Below are 18,316 nucleotides of genomic sequence, written 5' to 3'. Positions count from 1 at the left end.
ACAGCGCGGCCGGGCACTTCGTGGGATGACCCACAGCGCTCTCAACCTCTGCGCGATTTAGACTTTGACTTATTATAAACTACTGAAAATAAAGGCGTTTTTATTGACTTGGCGGCCATGCCGCGGCACGTCGCTCCGGTATTTATTCCTGTCAAACCGGAAGCTGTTGAGAGATGTCTTCGAGAGCCACCTGCCGCCCTGTTGCTATTCTTGCCGCTACCGTCAAATCACATCCGAAGTTCTCCAGACCGACTGCCTTCGCGGCCTCTCTGGTCTCCATCGCCTTTTTCAGCGACGGCTTCCTTCACCGCACCAGCGCGCAAAGCGCTGCGCCGGAGACGGCGACAGCCTTGCCGGCGGTGACCGTCACTGCCGACGTGCCGAAGCAGCGTGCACGCCCGCGTTTGAACCCAAGTCGAAGGGCGGGCCGTCAAAGCGCGCCCGCGAATGAGCGGGCCAGGATGCAAGCGGAAGCGAACCCCGCTGCCGCAAGGCCCGGCGCACTCCCGCCCTCCTACTCAGGTGGGCAGGTCGCCCGCGGAGGCCAGATCGGCTTGCTGGGCAACAGGGATTTCATGGACACGCCGTTCAACATCACCAGTTACACGGCGAAGAAAATCGAAGATCAACAGGCCAGCACGATAGCCGACGTCGTCAGCAACGACCCTTCGGTCCGTTTCACCGGCCAGACCGGCGGCATTCTCGACTCCTTCTTCATCCGCGGCTTTCCGATCGGCGAGGGGAATGTCGGAGAAATTGCCTTCAACGGTGTCTACGGTGTTGCACCGAACTACCGTGTCTTCACCGACTACGTCGAACGGATCGAGATCATCAAGGGCCCGACCGCGCTACTTTACGGGATGGCCCCGAACAGCAGCGTCGGGGGCACCATCAATATCGTCCCGAAGCGTGCCTCTGATGTCGATCTCACACGGGTTACGACCGACTACGCGACGAACAGCCAGTTCGGCACGCATCTCGACGTCAGCCGACGGTTCGGCGAGAACCGCGAATTCGGAATTCGCGTCAATGGCAGCTATCACAATGGTGATACGCCGCTGGACAACCAGAACCGGCAGGCGCATGTCGGCGCCGCCGCATTCGATTATCGCGGTGAGAAATTCAGAGCATCGCTCGACTTCATCGATCAGGAAGAAAAGTTCGACGCGCCCACGAGACCGTTTCTGGTCGCAACAGGCGTAGCTGTCCCGACCGCGCCGGTCGGGAGGCGCAATGTCACGCAGGCCTGGGAATGGGCCAAGGTTCATGACAACTCGCTGCTGGCGCGCGCCGAATACGATGTGACGGATTCCGTGACGGTGTTCGCCGACGGCGGTGGCGGCAGGACCCAGGTCGATCGCTTGTTCGGCACGCCGACGATCCTGAACGCGGCCGGCAACACCACGTCGACACCGGGACGCTTCAAATTCGATATCGACAGGAATGTCGCCGACGCCGGTGTGCGCGCCCGGTTTGAAACTGGCGCGATCAGTCACGCCGTGAGTTTCCAGGGCAGCTACTACACGGATCAGATCTCACGGGGCTCTGTGTCCGGGACGCCGGTTCTGTCCAACATCTATGCGCCGATCGCCCGTCCTGAGCAGCTCGTTGCTGCTCCCGCGACTGTTCCGAAGCTTTCGGATACCGAATTGACCGGCTTGGCGCTGGCTGACACTTTGTCGGTTTTTCAGGAGCGCCTTCAGCTGACCGTCGGCGTGCGCCAGCAGGGGGTGAAGTCCAACAACTTCAATACCACCACGGGAGCGGTCACGTCCTCCTATGACCAGACGGCGCTCACGCCGATGGTCGGCCTCGTCGTCAAGCCCTGGAGCAACGTTTCGCTCTACACCAACTACATCGAAGGGCTCAGCAAGGGCGACGTCGCACCGACGACCGCGAGCAATCAGGGGGAAGTTCTTGCGCCTTACTTCAGCAAGCAGCACGAGGCAGGCGTCAAGGTCGACTTCGGAATGCTGGCCACCACGATCAGCGTGTTCCAGATCACCAAGCCGTCGGGACAATTGGGTGTCGACAAGATCTTCCGGGCCGACGCCGAACAGCGCAATCGCGGCCTGGAGTTCACCGTATTCGGAGAGGTGCAGCCGGGCATACGAGTCCTTGGCGGCGTGACGTTGATCGATGCGGAGCTGACAAAGACAAGCACGCCAACCAATCTCGGCAAGACGCCGATCGGTGTGCCTCAGGTGCAGGCAAACCTGTCCGCCGAATGGGACACGCCGTTCGCACCCGGACTGACGTTGGTCGCAAACACCATCTATATGGGACACCAATATCTGGATGCGGCGAACACGCAGGTCGTTCCGGCCTGGACGAGGCTCGACCTGGGTGCCCGCTACAACACGCGGATCAACAACCGGCCGGTGACGCTTCGGGCCCTGGTTCAGAACGTGTTCGATACCAATTACTGGGCTGGCGTGGCGAGCTTCTCCGCATTGTCGCAAGGTGTACCGCGAACCCTGCTATTGTCGATGTCGACGGATTTCTGAGGCGGGTCGGCTTTGACGCGTGCAACGGCGATGTTGCCGGCCCCGAACCTCACCGGACGCGCACGGCGTGGGCTTCTGTGGGCTCATCGATGGCTCGGATTGCTCGGCGGCATCGTCGTGGTGCTGATCGGCCTCACGGGAAGCTTCATCGTCTTCTATCGGGAAATCGACGCCGCCCTGAACCCGGCGCTTTACACTCCCGCCGGTCGGGAACGAGAGGCTACGTTGAGCGAGGTGATGCGCGCGGCCGCGGCAGCGGATCCCGCGCCGATTGCCACGATCCTCGCGCCGGATCGGACCTGGCCGGTCTGGGTCGTGATACATGCGCATGAAACTGCGAAAGGCCGCTACCCGAATCGCTGGACGACCATGGTCGATCCTTCGAACGGGAAGGTGCTCGGGCGGCGTGACTACATCAACGCGTTCTCCCTCAAGGTTTATCGTCTGCACTACACGCTGCTGCTCTACGAGTGGTGGGGCAAAGAGCTGGTCGGCGTTGCCGGGTTCATGCTGCTCGGCCTGGCCATGTCAGGCCTCATCTTGTGGTGGCCGAGGCCGGGTCGATTCTGGCGATCGGTGTCGGTCCGCAGGGACGTTTCGCTGCTTCGATTTGTTTTCGACGTCCACGGCACGGCCGGCTTTTGGGCGCTGCTCGCGCTCACGGTGATCTCGATGACCGGCGTCGGGATCATTTTTCCCGACGTCGTGCGTCCCATCGTTGGCCTTGTGTCGCAACCGACAGCCGATCCGTCGCCGCGGATCGAAGCGCCGCCCCCCGCAGGGACACCGCCGCTATCACCTGATGCGATCATGCGGAACGCGCAATCGGCCAAGCCGGGCATAGCGGTTGCCATGCTGAACCCGCCCACCGAAACGCGCAACACCTGGCGGGTGCAGTTCCGGGCGGAGGGTGCCGATCCCGCGGTACGTGCCCGGGGAGCGATCTGGCTCGATCCATGGAGTGGCGCGGTGGTGCACGATCGCACTTCGGCCGCGATGTCGATGGGGGATCGCTATCTGGCCGAACAGCTCTGGATCCATAACGGCGCGACGTTCGGGCTGATCGGGCGCCTGTTGGTGTTCGCAGCCGGCTTCGCACCTCTCGCCCTGTTCATCAGCGGCGCGATCATGTGGCTCAAGAAACGTCCGGGAAGGATCAGGACCGGCTCGCCGGTCTAGCGTCGCACGATCGAGCCGGAGCGGCCGATCAGGCGGGCGAGGGCGCGGAAGCGGCTGCCGACGCGGTCGGCGACGAGGTCGACGAGCCGGTGCTCGAACACCAGCATCAGATTGCGGCCCTGGCTGCGGAAATGCGTGGCCGGCAGCACACCCGGGCGTGCCGCCGAGATCAGATGGGCGACGCGGAACGCCGCGCCCAGCAGACGGGCGCGTTCGAGCTGGGCCGGTGTCAGCAGCTCCTGCATGGTCACCGGCGGCTGGTTCTCCTCGCTCAGGCCCGCATAGCGGTAGAACACGGACAGGCCGACGAAGGCGCGCTCGGTGTGGGTGATTGCGCCGAAATTGCCGTTGACGACCAGGCTCAGCGTCTGCTCGCCGCGATGGTCGGGATGCACGCGCCAGCCGATGTCGGAGAGCAGGCACGCGGTGTGGCGCAAGCGGCGGTCCTCTTCGGTCTCGCGCAGCTTCACCACGCGCGCGAGGCGGTCGGTCCAGGCGATCAGCTCGCGGGCGTGCTTTGCCGAACGCGACAGCAGCTGATTGAGCTCTTCCGCGGCGCAGATCAGCCCGTCCTTGTTGCGCTCGGATTCCGACAGTTTCTCGTGCAAGAGGCCCTCGCGCACGCCGAAGGTCGAGAACACGATGGACTTGGGTTTCGCCACGCGGATGATGTGCTCGAGCACCAGCGCCGCATAGGTGAGGAGCGGGCGCCTGGCATCCGCGACGATCTCGATGTCGGCCAGCATGTCGGCGGCCGCAAGCCGGCGGAGACGACGCGAAAAGTCGAGCGCTTCAGCTGCGGAAATGGAGTAGCCGTGCATCACCTGGAGCGGATAGCCGCTCTGGATGATGTGGATGCGCGCAAGCGCGCGCCAAGTGCCGCCGACGGCGTAGAAGGTGCGGCCGCGGCCGGCGGTGAGCTGCGGCACCTCGTCGAGCTCCTCGCGCACGATGCGGTCGGCGCGCTTGAGCGATTTGTGCGCGAGGTCCTGGAGCGCGAGGCCGCCGAGCGGCAGCGTCACGCCGCTGCGCACGCTGTTCTTGCGCACATCGATCAGCTCGAGCGAGCCGCCGCCGAGATCGCCGACGATGCCGTCGGGATGATGGATGCCGGAGATCACGCCGAGCGCCGACAGCCGTGCCTCGCGCGGGCCCGACAGGATTTCGATCTTCACGGCGCAGATGCGCTCGGCTTTCGCGATGAAGTCGGGGCCGTTGGAGGCATCGCGGCAGGCTGCGGTCGCAATCGCAAACACGCGACCGACCTGCATGACGCGGCACAGGGCCCGGAACCGCTTCAGCGAGGTCAGCGCCTTGTCGACGGCATCGGGCGCAAGCAGGCCCGTGCTCTGCACCTCGCGCCCGAGGCCGCACAGCGTCTTCTCGTTGAAGATCGGAATGAGGCTCCGCGTCAGTCCCTCGTAGACGACGAGACGGACCGAGTTGGAACCGATATCGATGACCGCGACGCTCGAGCCGCGCTTACGCGGCCGCTTCACGTCCTCGATCCCGGATCAAGATTGATGACGTTCATTACGGCGCGTGAGACGGCGCGGCGAGGATTCCTTGAGCGACTTTCCACGGCCAGATAGACTCGGATTTGTCATGAAGTAGTTGTGGACGTTGAAAGGCTCCTCGCCCTTCGCGGTCTTCATACGCGTCGAGGACCCGTCGGGCAACAATTGCCAGCTCTGCTCATTGTCCTTCAGATTCGCGACCATGATCTGTTCGAGAACCTGCTGATGCACCGTGGGATTTTGCAGCGGACACAGCACCTCGACGCGGCGGTCGAGGTTGCGTGGCATCATGTCGGCCGAGGAGATATACACAGCCGCTTTCGCGCTCGGCAGGCCCTGGCCCATGCCGAAGCAGTAGATTCGGCCGTGTTCCAGGAAGCGCCCGATGATCGACTTGACGCGGATGTTCTCCGACAGGCCTGGAATGCCGGGCCTGAGGCAGCAGATGCCGCGCACCACGAGCTCGACCTGGACGCCGGCTTGTGAGGCCTCGTAGAGCGCGTCGATGATGTCGGGGTCGACCAGCGCATTCATCTTCATCCAGACCGCGCCGGGTCGGCCATGCCGCGCATGCGCGGTCTCGCCCTGGATGTGCTCGATGATGCGCTTGCGCAACGTCAGCGGCGACACCGCCATCTTTTCCAGATCGCTCGGCGCGGCATAACCGGTGATGAAGTTGAACACGCGCGCCGCGTCGCGGCCGATGGTCGGATCCGAGGTGAAGTAGGAGAGGTCGGTGTAGATACGTGCGGTGACGGGGTGATAATTGCCGGTGCCGGTGTGGACGTAAGTGGTGAGGCCGCCGCCCTCGCGGCGCACCACCATCGAGAGCTTCGCGTGCGTCTTCAGTTCGAGGAAGCCGTAGACGACCTGCACGCCGGCGCGTTCGAGGTCGCGCGCCCAGCGGATGTTGGCCTCCTCGTCGAAGCGCGCCTTCAATTCGATCAGCGCGGTGACGGACTTGCCGGCTTCGGCGGCTTCCGCCAGCGTGCGCACGATCGGCGAGTTGTTGGAGGTGCGGTACAGCGTCTGCTTGATCGCGACGACATCGGGATCGCGGGCGGCCTGCTGCAGGAACTGCACGACCACGTCGAAGGATTCGTAGGGATGGTGGACGACGAGGTCCTTCTGCCGGATCGCAGCAAAGATGTCGCCGCCATGCTCGCGCACGCGCTCGGGATGGCGCGGCACGTAAGGGGTGAATTCGAGATCGGGCCGGTCGAGGCGGGTGAGCTGCGAGAGCTCGTTCATGGCGAGCACGCCGTCGACCAGGAAGACCTCGTCGTCGGCGGCCGACAGCGCATGCTGCACGAAGCTGCGCAGCTCCTCCGGCATCTTGCCGTCGATCTCGAGCCGGATCACGGACCCGCGGCGGCGGCGCTTCAGAGCGGTCTCGAACAGGCGGACGAGGTCTTCGGCCTCTTCCTCGATTTCGAGCTCGGAGTCGCGGATGATGCGGAAGGCGCCCTGGCCGTGGAGATTGTAGCCGGGGAACAGGCGGTTGATGAACAGCCCGGTCGCCTGCTCGAGCGAGATCAGCCGCACGACCTTGCCCTCGGCCGGCAACCGGATGAAGCGGTCGATCTTGCCGGGCATACGAATCAGCGCGTTCATCTGCTTGCCGTCGGCGGCGCGCGTGAGCTGGAGCGCGATGGTGAAGCCGAGGCTCGGAATGAACGGGAAGGGGTGAGCCGGGTCGATGGCGAGCGGGGTCAACAGCGGAAACACGTTGTTGAGGAAGTAGTCCTCGATCCAGGTCCGTTCCGCCTTGGTGACGTCCTTGCCGTCGACCAGCACGATGCCGACGTCGGCCAGCGTGCCGCGCAGGTCGCGCCAGATCGCCTGCTGGTCAGAGGCAAGCTGCGAGACGGTGCGGTTGATCAGCGCGAGCTGCTCGGACGGCGTCAGGCCGTCGGGGCTGCGCTCGGCGATGCCCTCGCGGATCTGGGCCTTGATGCCGGCGACGCGGACCATGAAGAATTCGTCGAGGTTATTCGCTGAAATCGACAGGAATCGCACCCGCTCCAGCATGGGGTGGCTGGGATTGACCGCTTCCTCGAGGACGCGGCGGTTGAAGTGCAGCCAGGAGAGCTCGCGATTGATGAAGCGCTCGGGACTTGAGGCAATCGCCGGCAGCCCCTCGGTCTCCGGAGCTTTTTCTTTAATTTCAACAGCTTGCGCAGAGTCCATCAGAAGTCGATCCATCCAGTTCGCCCCAATTTGCGACTTATGCGCAAAACCGGCGGGAGCATGTGTTAGTCCGATGACGTTTCGATGACATTGATGTTCCGCCTCTGCGCCGCGTCAAGCGGCCTTGGAGCCAGGGTGGAGGGGTCAGGCGTCCCGAAGCAGCTCGGCAGCCAGCGCCCGCGTGACGGGGCGACCGAGGCGCAGGGCCTCGCTGTCGAGCAGCTGCACGGCCTCCCGTGCGGCGGCCGAGGACCGCTCCAGGCGGGTGGCGAGGTAGCTGACCACGCTCTCATCCACGGCGAGCTGGCGGTCGGCGCAGAACTTGACGATCAGGCCGCGGAAGAGCTGGTCGTCGGGGGGCAGCAGCGAGATCACAGGCACCGCGCGCAGCCGCGAGCGCAGGTCGCGCAGCTCGATCTCGAGCGACGCCGGTACCTCGCGGCCGGTGAAGAGCAGGTAGGCCCCATCCTCGCGGGCGAGGTTCATCAGATGAAACAGGGCCCGCTCGTCGAACTCTTTTGCCTTGAGATCCTCGACCACCAGCGCGCCGGTGGCGAGCGCGCCCGGGACGTTTTCGGCGGTCAGCCCATTGGCTGTGGTCGAGCGGGCGCCGGAAGCCTCGGCCCAGATCGCGGCGAGATGGCTCTTGCCGCTTCCTTCCGGGCCGGCCAGCCACATGATCCGGTTCGGCCATTCCGGCCAGGCATCGATGAGGGCAAGACCGGCTTCGTTGGCGGGGCCTTCGAGGAAATTATCCCGGCTGAGGCTCTCCGCGTGCGGAAGCGAGAATGCCAATTGTCGGGGGTGAACGCGGCCTGCCACGCTTGCTGTGCTCCGTGCCGGCACGCCGGCTTCGTTTGAAGAGATTCGACTTCATCGAGCGGGAGTTGGCCTTTTGCGGGGCCGCATCCCGGCTCATTTGGCCTCGATCGTGCTACTTGGCCTCGATCGTGCTCATGTGCCGCAGCCATTCGACGAGATAGAGCGACACGGAAGAGAGCGTGAAGACCGTGACGAGGCCCATCAGGATCATATCATAGGGCGCCGGTTTGAAGCCGAAAGCGAGGGAGGCCAGCACCAGCGCCGCGTAGGCCACCTGGGCGGCGGTGTTGAGCTTCGACACCTTCGACGGCTTCATCTCGACCGGCTTGTCGAACAGCCAGGACACGATCACGGCGGCGACGATCATGATGTCGCGCGACACCACCAGGATCACGATCCAGCGCGGGATGTCGCCCCAGATCCCCAGTGCCAGATAGATCGAGACCAGCAGCGCCTTGTCCGCGAGCGGATCGAGCAGGGCGCCGAGCTCGCTCGTCATGTTGAAGCGCTTGGCGAGGAAGCCGTCGACCGCGTCGCTCACGCCGGCAATGAGGAAGACGGCGAACGCAACCTCCATTTGGCTCGACACGATGGCCCAGACGATGATTGGGACCAGCATGATGCGGCCCAGGGTAATGATATTCGGAATACTCACGCGGCGCTTCCTGGCACCCGGCCTGATCTCGAATCCGGCCCGTTTGAAGGCTGAACCGGTTGATATCTACATAGTATAGGGTGGGGCGCCACGCTTGCCATTGCGCGTCCCCGGAATTCGACGTAACCAGCCGCAAACCCACTGGAAATCGGGCATGACCGACCGCAAAAACGGCCTCACTTACGCCGATTCAGGCGTCGATATCGACGCGGGCAACCGCCTGGTCGATCTGATCAAGCCGATGGTGCGCGCCACCGCGCGGCCAGGCGCCGACGCCGAGATAGGCGGATTCGGCGGCCTGTTCGACCTCAAGGCGGCCGGTTTCAAGGACCCCGTCCTGGTTGCCGCCACCGACGGGGTCGGCACCAAGGTCAAGATCGCGATCGAGACCGGCCTGCATGGCGGGATCGGCATCGACCTCGTCGCCATGAGCGTCAACGACCTCGTGGTGCAGGGCGCCGAGCCGTTGTTCTTCCTCGACTATTTCGCCTGCGGCAAGCTCGACCCGGAGGCGACCGCCTCGATCGTCGCCGGTGTCGCCGAAGGCTGCCGCGAATCCGGCTGCGCCCTGATCGGGGGCGAGACCGCCGAGATGCCCGGCCTCTACAAGGACGGCGACTACGACCTCGGCGGCTTTGCCGTCGGCGCCGCCGAGCGCGGTACCTTGTTGCCGCGGAAGGACATCGCCGCGGGCGATGCAGTGATCGGCCTTGCCTCGTCTGGCGTGCACTCCAACGGCTTCTCGCTGGTGCGCAAGATCGTCGAGCAGTCCGGCCTCAGCTTCGAGGCGCCGGCCCCGTTCGCGCCGGTCATGACGCTCGGCGGCGCGCTGCTGACGCCGACGCGGCTCTACGTCAAATCCTGCCTGCGTGCGATCCGCGAGACCGGCGCGGTGAAGGGGCTTGCCCACATCACCGGCGGCGGTTTCACCGACAACATTCCGCGCGTCCTGCCGAAAGATCTCGGCGTCGGCATCGATCTGGCGCGCCTGCCGCTGCTGCCGGTGTTCAAATGGCTGGCTGCCCAAGCCGGCATCGCCGAGCTCGAGATGCTGCGCACCTTCAACTGCGGCATCGGCATGATCGCGATCGTCGAGCCCGACAAGGTCGATCAGGTCGTGCAGGTCTTCAGCGATGCCGGTGAGACGGTGGCGCAGCTCGGTACCGTGATTCCGGTCGAGGGCGAGCACCGCGTCGTCTATAACGGCCACCTCGACCTGGCACAGTGATGACTGGCACAGTGATGACTGGCACAGTGATGACTGGCACAGTGATGACTGGCGCTGTGATGAAGCGCCGCGTCGCCATCCTGATCTCCGGCCGCGGCTCCAACATGTCCGCGCTGATCAGGGCCGCTGCTGCACCGGATTTTCCGGCGGAAATCTCGCTCGTCATCTCGAACAAGGCCGACGCTCTAGGGCTCGAACGCGCCAAGGCGAGCGGCGTGAACACGCTGGTGATCGAGAGCAAACCGTTCGGCAAGGACCGGGCCGGCTTCGAAAAGCTGCTGCAGGCCGCGCTCGACCAGCACGGCATCGAGCTGATCTGTCTCGGTGGCTTCATGCGCCTGTTCACGGCCGAGTTCACCAAGGCCTGGTACGGTCGGATGCTCAACATCCATCCCTCGCTGCTGCCGTCGTTCCCGGGTTTGGACCCGCACGGTCAGGCTTTGCGCGCCGGCGTCAAACTGTCTGGTGCGACAGTGCACTTCGTCATCCCCGAGACCGATGCCGGCCCGATCGTGATGCAGGGCGCGGTTCCCGTCAGCGACCACGACACGGGCGCTACGCTGTCGGAGCGCATTCTCGAGGTGGAGCATCGCATCTATCCCGAAGCGCTGCGGCTGCTTGCGACCGGCAAGGTCCGGATCGAGGGCGATGTGTGCAGGACGGACGGAAGCGGGCCCTCGGAGAATTTCCTGGTATCGCCGGTGGTGCGCTGAAGCGCCGTCGCACCGTGTTTCGTCTTCGCAAACAAAATCCCCCGGCAGAGCCGGGGGCATCGTCATGATCTCTCGCGCGAGGCTTTGAGAGAAATCAGGAGACCTTGAGGTTCTCCGCGGATGCTTTGCCGCGGTTCTCCACGAGGTCGTATTCAACCACCTGGTTCTCATTAAGGGTCGAGAGTCCGGCACGCTCGACGGCCGAGATATGGACGAACACGTCCTTATCGCTGCCGTTCGGCTTGATGAACCCATAGCCCTTGGTCGGGTTGAACCATTTGACGGTGCCCTTTTGCGGCATCGCTCATCTCCTCCACTAGATACAAAAAAGACGCGGCCGCAGTTTCGCGTGCCACGCCACAAACGGGCTTCCGGTAGTCTGTTCGAGTCTCAATGTCGCGAAACGCACAGCCGAGCGGCCAATTCCGATTGTGTCCAATATTGCAACATGAAATTCGCGCGTTAGCAAGCGGTGCACGGCTTTCAAGATCGCGGCGGGTGTCGCTGTCTGCTATTTGCGACCTGTGGCAAGGGAACCACAATCGAGGCAATAGCCCCGCTCCAGCGCGCCAACCGGTTGACCCTGCGTGGCAGTTCGGCACAAATCGCCGCAAGCGCGCGCCGTTCGTGTTGCATTTTTGCGCTCCGCCACTTTGCTTCGGGATTGGTCGTTATGCGCTGCGCCCTGCAGCTCTCCGGGACACGGCAGACGGTCGGGCTGGGCCGTGTCCGCCGGATCGCGGCTGCGCTCGTCATGGCGTTTGGACTCGTCGTGATGATGTCGGCGACATCAGCGTTTGCGCAGAGCCCGACGCCCACGCCGACCCCGACCCCGACACCCGCGCCGTCACCGACCCCCATGCCGACCGCGACCAATTACGACCAGTCGGCCGGCAACAGTGCGCTCAATCTTGGCTCCAATTTCCTGGAGCGGCTCGGCAACCAGGCCTCTAGCGGCGTCAACCGTGCATCGCGCACCAATCCCGGTGGGGGCGGCGCCTCGGCGAGCACGGAGGATCCGCTCTACCGCACCTGGTTCGAAGGCTATGGCATCTCGGTCCGGACCGACGCGCAGGGCGATTTCCTTGGCGACAAGCGCAAGACGTTTGGCGGTGTCGCCGGCTTCGGCGCGCGGGTCGCGCCGGGCGTCAATCTCGGCTTCTCCGTCGACCAGAGCCATACCGACATCGACGTGCCGCTGGCGCTCCAATCGGCGACGCTCGACCTGACGCAAATCGGTTTCAACGGCTCGGTCGACAAGGGACCGTGGACCTGGGCGTTCGCGGTGGTGCACGGTTTCGGCAAGGTCCGTTCCAGCAGGGACACCGGCGTTGGTCTTGCGACCGCGGGTTATCGTGCTGCGATCGACGGTGGCCTGACCGAGATCAGCTACTACTGGACCAAGGACCAGATGCGCATCGTGCCCAAGGGCGCGCTCGAATATGTGCGCGCCACCAGCGCTGCGTTCCAGGAGGCCGGAGGGCTCGATCCATTGAACGTCGGCTCCTCGGCACTCTCACGCGCACGCGTAATGATCGGCGCGGAGATCGGGCGCTACTTCATCTACGACCAGAAGATCCTGGACCTGTCGGCCTACGGCAAGTTCGTCGACAATTTCTACCAGAACCTGGGATCGGTGCAGGTCAGCCTGGGCACCCAGAGCATCGTCGTTCCCGGCATCGGGGAGAGCCGTTACGGCATGGATGCCGGCGCCTCGGCCTCGCTCAGCCTCACCAGCGTCGCGCGGCTCTACATCAACTATGATGGTAAGTTCCGCAACGAGCTGACGTCGCACCAAGGCACGGTCGGCTTCGAATACAGATGGTGAGGGCGAAGTGCCCCCTTCGCCTAAGTTGGCGTTGCCGCGACATAACCCGTTAGCCCAAAGCCCTCGCGCGCGGCCGTCATCATTGGCACCAGCGCATTCGGATGGATGAACTCGTCGCGGAAGCAGGGATAGGTCTTGGCATCGAAGATCTTCTTCAGCCAGTCGACCACGATCTTGTGGCGCTCGGAGTTGCGGAATTCCTTGTGATAGGTGAGCCAGAGATCGGCGTGGTGGCTGACACCGAGATCGACGGCAACGAGCGGTGCGCCGAGCGCGATCGACACGGTCGGCAGGAAGCCGATGCCGGCGCCGCGCTCCACCGCATAGAGCACGCCGACCGAGGAGTTGGTCTTGATCCCGACGATGCCTTCGAGCGACTTCAGTCCAAGCACGCGGGCGTAGGCGCCGTCGTCGACCTGCGGCGCGCTCTGCTTGATGATGCGATGGTTCTTCAACTCGGCGAGGGACGCCGGCACGCCGTAGAGGTTCTCGTATTCCCTGGAGACGAAGGGATAGATGTGCAGGCGGCCGAGCTTGGCGACGATCAGGTCGGGATTGGTCGGCGGCTCGAGCTGGATCGCGATGTCGGATTCAAGCCGGGCGACGTCGGCCTGCTCCATCGCGCAGCGCAGATCGACGGTGATCTTGCGATAGGTCTTCTGGAAATCGATCAGCCGCGGCAGGATCCAGAAATTGCCGGGGCCTTCCGTCACCGCGACGCGCACGGTGCCTGACGTGTCGTTCGACGATCGCGAGGCACGCCGGAAGACGTTGAAGGCATGACGCTCCATATGCGCAACGTCGGCGATCATCGCGGCGCCTTCATCGCTGAGCGTCAGTCCGCTCTGGTCGCGCAGGAACAGCTTGCAGTCGATGCTCTCTTCGAGCCGGTCGATCCTGCGCATCAGCGTGGTGGAGGTGAGGCCGAGTTCTTCGGCCGCGTTGCGGAAACTTTTATATTTTGCGCACGCTAAAAAGAGTTTCAAATCGTCCCAGGACGCGTCCAGGGCTTCTTCACGGTGCTGCATCAAAGCAGCACCCCGGTGCAATAACTGCTGCATACGCCAGATCCCCAACCGCTAAGGTCATCGTCATAGCGGGGCACTAAATCCTCGGACGATAGAGGGGTGACATGAGTATGGAAAGGGGCTCCTTTGCCGCAAGGCATGATTTCGATGCATTGCCGCTCAGTCCGGACGTCGATGTCCGATGTGCGCAATCTTCCGAAATTGCTGCGCTTTCCGACATGGCGCACCGGCTGGTGCCGGGTGTGCAGATCGGAACGGCAGAGCTTGCACGATATTTCACGTTCGATCCTCAGAGCATCCTGACGTTCAGTCGCAAGGGCAATCTGGTCGGCGGCATGGCCTTCTTGTTCCTCAACGACCGCGGACATGATGCGCTGCTGCTCGACGAGATCTGCCTGACCGCACCCGAGACGCGCTATCTCGCTTCCGCGAAGGAAGACGTTGCAGCGATCTACATCTGGGCGATCGCGGCGACGGGCCGCGGTATCGCCGGTCTCGGCAAGGCCGCGGCTCATCTACGTCAGGTAAGGTTTCGCGGCGCGGATTGCTATGCGCAGCCGTCAACCGTGGCCGGACGCGACATCATGAAGGCGACGGGATTCGACCCCGTCCCGAGCTTCCAGCCCGATCTCTGGTGTTACGAGCGGCCCTGGCATCGGCAGCCGATGCGGATGCCGGGCGCGATCATCCAAACAAGGAGTTTTGCAGATGCACGGCACTAGGATTCCCCTCGCCAAGCCCGACTCCCGCGCCATCACCATTCGCCTCGCGCGCGATCCCAACGACCTCATGCTGGTCACCGCCATTCGCGCGGCGGTCTATCTCGCCGAGCAGGATTGTCCGTTCGACGAGGAGTTCGACGGCAACGACATGGTCGCAGCGCACTTCATCGGTTACGTCGGCAACGAGCCTGCGGGTTGCCTGCGGGTACGCTTCTTCGGGGATTTCGCCAAGGTGGAGCGGCTCGCGGTGCGTCATCAATATCGGCGCTCGCGCGTCTCGTTCAAGCTGGTCCAGGCGAGCGTCGACTATGTGAAGCGCAAGGGCTTTCGCAAGATCTACGGCCAGGCGCAGGACCGGCTGGTCGATTTCTGGGCTCATTTCGGCGCCAAGCCGCTCGGTCACAACCGCAAGATCACCTTCTCGGATTTCTCCTACACGGAGATGCTGCTGGAGATCGAGCCGGGGCCGGACGCCATCACGCTGGACAGCGATCCCTATGTGATCATTCGCCCCGAGGGCGATTGGGACCGGCCCGGCGTGCTCGACGCATCCGCGGGGCGGGCGGTGACCTCGCCGCTACGGGACCTCGCACTCGCCGATCACTGAAATTGGTGCAGCTCTGCGCAAGACAATGCTGGCTTCCATTACCGATGATCCGTCGATCCTGGTCTGTGCGGATCTCCAGGTCGAATATCTGACCCCCGGGCGTCGCCATGTCATCCTCGACGGCGAAGCCGCCACCGTGCGCTGCCTGGAGCTCCTGACACTGTGGCGCACCAATCTCTGGCCGGTGATGCATCTGAAGCGCATCGCCCAGGCGGCGTGGTTCAATCCGGCATCCAGGCTGACCGATTGGATCGCGGAGGCGAAGCCGCGACCCGGCGAAATGACTTTCGAGCACCCGTTGCCGTCGGCCTACAGCTCTTCGCGGTTCGTGGACTACATGTCCAATATCCGCAATGTGCGCTGCATTCTGGTCGGCTTTTCCCTGGACGAAACCATCCTGGCCACCGCCGTCGACGGGTTTCACCGCAGCCATCGCTACCAGATCGTCGCTGACGCCGTGGCCTGCCGGCAGCCGGGCACGGGCGATGCCGCCGTCTACAAACAGTCGGTGGTGAATGTGATCGGGAATTTTGCTACAGTCCATGCCAGCGCCGAACTGATCAGAACCAGCGGCGCCATCGCGGTCTAGGCGGCCGTGGTCGGCGGATGGATGGGGTGGGACATTGTCACGGGGGGACGAGCTCAAGGAGCTGGCAAGCGATTTGTCGCGTGCTGTGGAGACGGCGCGCAGCGTCGGCTTGCCCACGACGGTCTATCTGCTCTCGATGGCGCTGGTGGAGGTGAGGGAAGCCGCTCGCGCTGCCGACGAAGAGGATGACGACGGCGCGGCGTAGGGTTTCGGGCCTGCGGCGAAAGCGTTTCTCTCAGGATCGGCCGATGGCGCGCATCAGGATATCGGATGCGTCATCAGCGTTGTCGCCCGCGTAGGCGACGAATTGATCGGGCCGCACCAGGATCAGCCGCGCCTCGTATTTCTCGCGTCCGCCTGATGCGGTGTCCCTGATCACCGTCAGCGGGATGCCAAGCCGCGCGGCGGCTTGCTCGAGAGCTGTTGCCGCGGCGCCGTCCGTCAGATCGATCAAGGTGAAGCCGTCGCCCAATTCCTCGAACACGTTTTTGCCTGACGACAGAGGTTGCGGGGTGAGATGATGACCTGCGCGCGCCGGATAGGCGTGCGAGCCGATCGCGCTGCAGACAGCGCCGGCCGGACCAAAGACGATTGGTGACCCCTCGTAATTCGGCTCGAAGGCGTTGACCTCGGCGCGCGCGCCGGAGTGCCGCTCGTGCCAGGCGGCCTCGAAATCCGCCCGATCGCGCGCTGGATCGTGCCGGCGAAGAAAATCGCGGTCGCGGAAGATCGGCGTCTCGATGAAATCGCGCGCAGTGGACGCAAACACCGGACGCCGCTCGGCATCGTAGCTGTCGAGCAGACCGGCTGGCGCCCAGCCTTGCAGCGTCGCGGCGAGCTTCCACGCCAGATTTGCGGCGTCCTCGAAGCCGGTGTTGATGCCATAGCCGCCGTAGGGCGGATGGCTGTGCGCGGCATCTCCGGCGACGAAGACGCGGCCGGCGCGGTAGCTGTCCGCGACCGTGAAGCGAAGATCCCAGAATCCGATGTGCTCGAACTCGATGTCGAATTGTGCGCCGGCGGCATCGTGCAGCAAGCGTCGGAAATCGAAATTGTCGGCGGTGGTGTCCGCGGGAACGGGGGCATGGAAGAACCAGGTGCTGCCGAGATCGACCCGGCCGAAGAACTTCCAATAGCCCTCGAGGTCCGGATGCAACACGCTGTAGAACGACTTGCCTGGAAAGGCCTCGAGCAGTCGATGCAATTCGACGGAGCGAAACACCAGCAGCACCATCAGCCGATCGTGGTCGGAGCGGGTCTGGGTGATGCCGGCGCGTTCGCGCACGATCGATCGGCTGCCATCGCAGCCGATCACGTAGTCGGCGCGAAGGCTCTGTATCATCCCGTCGCGATTTTCGATGTCGAGGCCCACGCCCTCGGCGTCAGGCCGGACATCCCGGCAGGTCCAGCCGTATTGCAGGTCAATGGAGGGAAGCTGTGCCGCCCGTTGCCGCAACACGGCTTCGGTCGCGTATTGCGGCAGGCGTTCGTTGTCGGTGAAATAGAAGGGGCGGACGAGCTCGCGCTGCAGCCAGTTGTAATTGTGGCCGCTGAGCAGCGTCCCGTAGCTGGTCATTCCGCCGATGCCGTACGGAGGAATGGTGCGGGCCGCGCGCAGCGCTGCCTCCGCGCCCCAGAAATGGAAATGCTCCATCGTCCGCTGCGTGAGGTTCTGTCCCTTGGGGATCGGCTGCGGCTGTTCGTGGCGTTCCACGACGATGGTCTTGATGCCGCGCTGGCCAAGGCCGATCGCCAGACCCATCCCGACCGGTCCGCCGCCGACGATCACGACGGGCGCGTCGCTATCCGCTGAAGCCTGCCTCACATCGCTTCCCCACGATTGTCATCGCGCGAGGCGCGATCGCTCGTCCTCATGAGATGTCGTACAGATCTCGTCAAGTAAAATCTCAAATAATGAGATTATTATGTCGCAGCCTCGGAGATCTGCCGGGCCGCTTCGCGGACCTCCGCGCTGATGCGATCGATCAACTCGCCCTTGGCATGTGGTCCGGCGATCGTGATGCAGAGGCTCGCGATCGGGTAGCCCGCATCGAGGATCGGCGCGGCGATCCCGACCGCGCCCGGTGTCACTTCGCCAAAGGCAACGGCGACGCCGGCGCGCCGCACGCGCTTCAGCGCTGCCAGGATTTCGTCGGACGTGTCGCCGACGCCGACGCTGCGCAGATCGGCGGCATAGCGCGTCACCAGTGGCATCACGCGTTGCTTGGGCAGAAAAGACATGATCGAGCGCGCGATTGCGCCGCGTCCCATCGCCATCGGTCGGCCGCGCGGATAGCTGCTCACGGGATTCACGACGGAGGCGATTGAAGCCACGCACAGCATCTTTTCCCCATACCAGCGCACGACCAGGGCCGTACAGGGGTGCGCGGCCGACAGCCGCTCCAGATGCGGGGTGGCTGCTGCGATCAGCGGATCGGAGCGGCGGCTGAGATAGTCCATCTCCACCACGCGCGGGCCAAGCGCGAACCGGCCACCGCGCGTCGGCATCACGAAGCCGCTGTCCTTCAAGCTCTTCAGATAGCGATACAGCGTCGGCCTCGTGTAGCCGAGCTCCTTCATGAGCTCTTCGGGCGACCATTGCGGCCGTGCCTCGGTGAAGAGATCGAGCACGGCAAGGACTCGATCCTGACTGTTTGCTTTGACCAAGTGAGATTCGATCCAGCTTCGCGTATTGGCCGTGATACCCGCATTCGCGCCGACCGCAAACGGT

At 64.0% G+C, this 18,316-nt stretch carries 17 protein-coding genes; 9 read left to right on the top strand and 8 right to left on the bottom strand.

What is annotated here, in order from left to right; translation table 11 throughout:
- Positions 1-461: 461 nt before the first annotated feature.
- Both HAP41_RS27635 and HAP41_RS27630 read left to right on the top strand, forming a co-directional pair.
- Positions 462-2,507, top strand: a complete 2,046-nt coding sequence (locus HAP41_RS27635; protein ID WP_166105754.1) for a TonB-dependent receptor — start codon at positions 462-464, stop codon at positions 2,505-2,507.
- A 99-nt stretch (positions 2,508-2,606) separates the two neighbouring features.
- Complete coding sequence (locus HAP41_RS27630; protein WP_248577120.1) at positions 2,607-3,686, top strand: PepSY-associated TM helix domain-containing protein; 1,080 nt, start codon at positions 2,607-2,609, stop codon at positions 3,684-3,686.
- Here the strand turns inward: HAP41_RS27630 and ppx are convergent.
- The 4 genes from ppx to HAP41_RS27610 form a co-directional block, all read right to left on the bottom strand.
- Entirely contained in the window at positions 3,683-5,185 is a 1,503-nt protein-coding gene (gene ppx, locus HAP41_RS27625; RefSeq protein ID WP_041957841.1) for an exopolyphosphatase, read from the bottom strand. The two genes, HAP41_RS27630 and ppx, sit on opposite strands and share 4 nt — an antisense overlap.
- A 15-nt stretch (positions 5,186-5,200) precedes the next feature.
- The gene (locus tag HAP41_RS27620) at positions 5,201-7,393 is read right to left on the bottom strand and encodes an RNA degradosome polyphosphate kinase (RefSeq protein WP_063983670.1); all 2,193 of its coding nucleotides are present in this window, start codon (positions 7,391-7,393) and stop codon (positions 5,201-5,203) included.
- A 144-nt stretch (positions 7,394-7,537) separates the two neighbouring features.
- Entirely contained in the window at positions 7,538-8,215 is a 678-nt protein-coding gene (locus tag HAP41_RS27615) for a P-loop NTPase family protein (RefSeq protein ID WP_166096084.1), read from the bottom strand.
- 112 nt (positions 8,216-8,327) lie between these two features.
- Entirely contained in the window at positions 8,328-8,870 is a 543-nt protein-coding gene (locus tag HAP41_RS27610) for a CDP-alcohol phosphatidyltransferase family protein (protein WP_063983669.1), read from the bottom strand.
- 154 nt (positions 8,871-9,024) lie between these two features.
- Between HAP41_RS27610 and purM the strand changes: the two genes are divergently transcribed.
- Complete coding sequence (purM, locus tag HAP41_RS27605) at positions 9,025-10,098, top strand: phosphoribosylformylglycinamidine cyclo-ligase (protein WP_166096086.1); 1,074 nt, start codon at positions 9,025-9,027, stop codon at positions 10,096-10,098.
- 59 nt (positions 10,099-10,157) lie between these two features.
- Entirely contained in the window at positions 10,158-10,811 is a 654-nt protein-coding gene (gene purN, locus HAP41_RS27600; RefSeq protein WP_166105757.1) for a phosphoribosylglycinamide formyltransferase, read from the top strand.
- Positions 10,812-10,905: 94 nt separating this feature from the next.
- Here the strand turns inward: purN and HAP41_RS27595 are convergent, their stop codons facing one another.
- Positions 10,906-11,112 carry a cold-shock protein gene (locus tag HAP41_RS27595; RefSeq protein ID WP_007591938.1) on the bottom strand — a complete coding sequence of 69 codons (207 nt, stop codon included), beginning with the start codon at positions 11,110-11,112 and terminating at the stop codon, positions 10,906-10,908.
- Positions 11,113-11,484: 372 nt separating this feature from the next.
- On the opposite strand from HAP41_RS27595, the gene HAP41_RS27590 reads away from it, so the two are divergent.
- Positions 11,485-12,639, top strand: coding sequence for an autotransporter outer membrane beta-barrel domain-containing protein (locus HAP41_RS27590; RefSeq protein ID WP_166096091.1), 1,155 nt, complete (start codon positions 11,485-11,487; stop codon positions 12,637-12,639).
- A gap of 20 nt (positions 12,640-12,659) precedes the next feature.
- Here the strand turns inward: HAP41_RS27590 and HAP41_RS27585 are convergent, their stop codons facing one another.
- Positions 12,660-13,700, bottom strand: coding sequence for a LysR family transcriptional regulator (locus tag HAP41_RS27585; RefSeq protein WP_071914600.1), 1,041 nt, complete (start codon positions 13,698-13,700; stop codon positions 12,660-12,662).
- Between the two features lie 71 nt (positions 13,701-13,771).
- Here HAP41_RS27585 and HAP41_RS27580 point away from each other — a divergent pair, with 71 nt between their 5' ends.
- Genes HAP41_RS27580 through HAP41_RS27565 form a run of 4 tightly spaced genes read left to right on the top strand, consistent with a single transcriptional unit; the run spans position 13,772 to position 15,790 of the window.
- On the top strand, positions 13,772-14,389 hold the full coding sequence (locus tag HAP41_RS27580) for a hypothetical protein (RefSeq protein WP_063983665.1): 618 nt from the start codon (positions 13,772-13,774) through the stop codon (positions 14,387-14,389).
- Positions 14,376-14,996 (top strand): GNAT family N-acetyltransferase, encoded by a 621-nt coding sequence (locus HAP41_RS27575; protein WP_063983664.1) that lies wholly within the window; start codon positions 14,376-14,378, stop codon positions 14,994-14,996. Before HAP41_RS27580 ends, HAP41_RS27575 begins: the two co-directional genes overlap by 14 nt.
- 25 nt (positions 14,997-15,021) lie before the next feature.
- On the top strand, positions 15,022-15,585 hold the full coding sequence (locus HAP41_RS27570) for an isochorismatase family protein (RefSeq protein WP_063983663.1): 564 nt from the start codon (positions 15,022-15,024) through the stop codon (positions 15,583-15,585).
- A gap of 34 nt (positions 15,586-15,619) precedes the next feature.
- A complete protein-coding gene (locus HAP41_RS27565) occupies positions 15,620-15,790 on the top strand; it encodes a hypothetical protein (RefSeq protein WP_166096098.1) in 171 nt (56 codons plus the stop codon).
- Between the two features lie 30 nt (positions 15,791-15,820).
- Here the strand turns inward: HAP41_RS27565 and HAP41_RS27560 are convergent, their stop codons facing one another.
- Both HAP41_RS27560 and HAP41_RS27555 read right to left on the bottom strand, forming a co-directional pair.
- The gene (locus HAP41_RS27560) at positions 15,821-17,347 is read right to left on the bottom strand and encodes an FAD-dependent monooxygenase (protein ID WP_175618390.1); all 1,527 of its coding nucleotides are present in this window, start codon (positions 17,345-17,347) and stop codon (positions 15,821-15,823) included.
- Between the two features lie 161 nt (positions 17,348-17,508).
- Positions 17,509-18,216, bottom strand: a complete 708-nt coding sequence (locus tag HAP41_RS27555) for an IclR family transcriptional regulator (RefSeq protein WP_224580726.1) — start codon at positions 18,214-18,216, stop codon at positions 17,509-17,511.
- Positions 18,217-18,316 lie beyond the last annotated feature (100 nt).

Source organism: Bradyrhizobium barranii subsp. apii, assembly GCF_011516635.5.
In the GTDB taxonomy this organism is placed as follows: Bacteria; Pseudomonadota; Alphaproteobacteria; order Rhizobiales; family Xanthobacteraceae; genus Bradyrhizobium; species Bradyrhizobium barranii.
The sequence above is the reverse complement of the archived record's forward strand: the minus strand, read 5'-3'. Positions and strand labels throughout refer to the sequence as shown.

What these genes read in the sequence shown, in the direction of transcription:
- HAP41_RS27635 (WP_166105754.1), top strand. Translation starts at nt 462, where the DNA reads ATGCAAGCGGAAGCGAACCCCGCTGCCGCAAGGCCCGGCGCACTCCCG.
- HAP41_RS27620 (WP_063983670.1), bottom strand. Translation starts at nt 7,393, where the DNA reads ATGGACTCTGCGCAAGCTGTTGAAATTAAAGAAAAAGCTCCGGAGACC.
- purM (WP_166096086.1), top strand. Translation starts at nt 9,025, where the DNA reads ATGACCGACCGCAAAAACGGCCTCACTTACGCCGATTCAGGCGTCGAT.
- purN (WP_166105757.1), top strand. Translation starts at nt 10,158, where the DNA reads ATGAAGCGCCGCGTCGCCATCCTGATCTCCGGCCGCGGCTCCAACATG.
- HAP41_RS27595 (WP_007591938.1), bottom strand. Translation starts at nt 11,112, where the DNA reads ATGCCGCAAAAGGGCACCGTCAAATGGTTCAACCCGACCAAGGGCTAT.
- HAP41_RS27590 (WP_166096091.1), top strand. Translation starts at nt 11,485, where the DNA reads ATGCGCTGCGCCCTGCAGCTCTCCGGGACACGGCAGACGGTCGGGCTG.
- HAP41_RS27585 (WP_071914600.1), bottom strand. Translation starts at nt 13,700, where the DNA reads ATGCAGCAGTTATTGCACCGGGGTGCTGCTTTGATGCAGCACCGTGAA.
- HAP41_RS27580 (WP_063983665.1), top strand. Translation starts at nt 13,772, where the DNA reads ATGAGTATGGAAAGGGGCTCCTTTGCCGCAAGGCATGATTTCGATGCA.
- HAP41_RS27575 (WP_063983664.1), top strand. Translation starts at nt 14,376, where the DNA reads ATGCACGGCACTAGGATTCCCCTCGCCAAGCCCGACTCCCGCGCCATC.
- HAP41_RS27570 (WP_063983663.1), top strand. Translation starts at nt 15,022, where the DNA reads ATGCTGGCTTCCATTACCGATGATCCGTCGATCCTGGTCTGTGCGGAT.
- HAP41_RS27560 (WP_175618390.1), bottom strand. Translation starts at nt 17,347, where the DNA reads ATGGGTCTGGCGATCGGCCTTGGCCAGCGCGGCATCAAGACCATCGTC.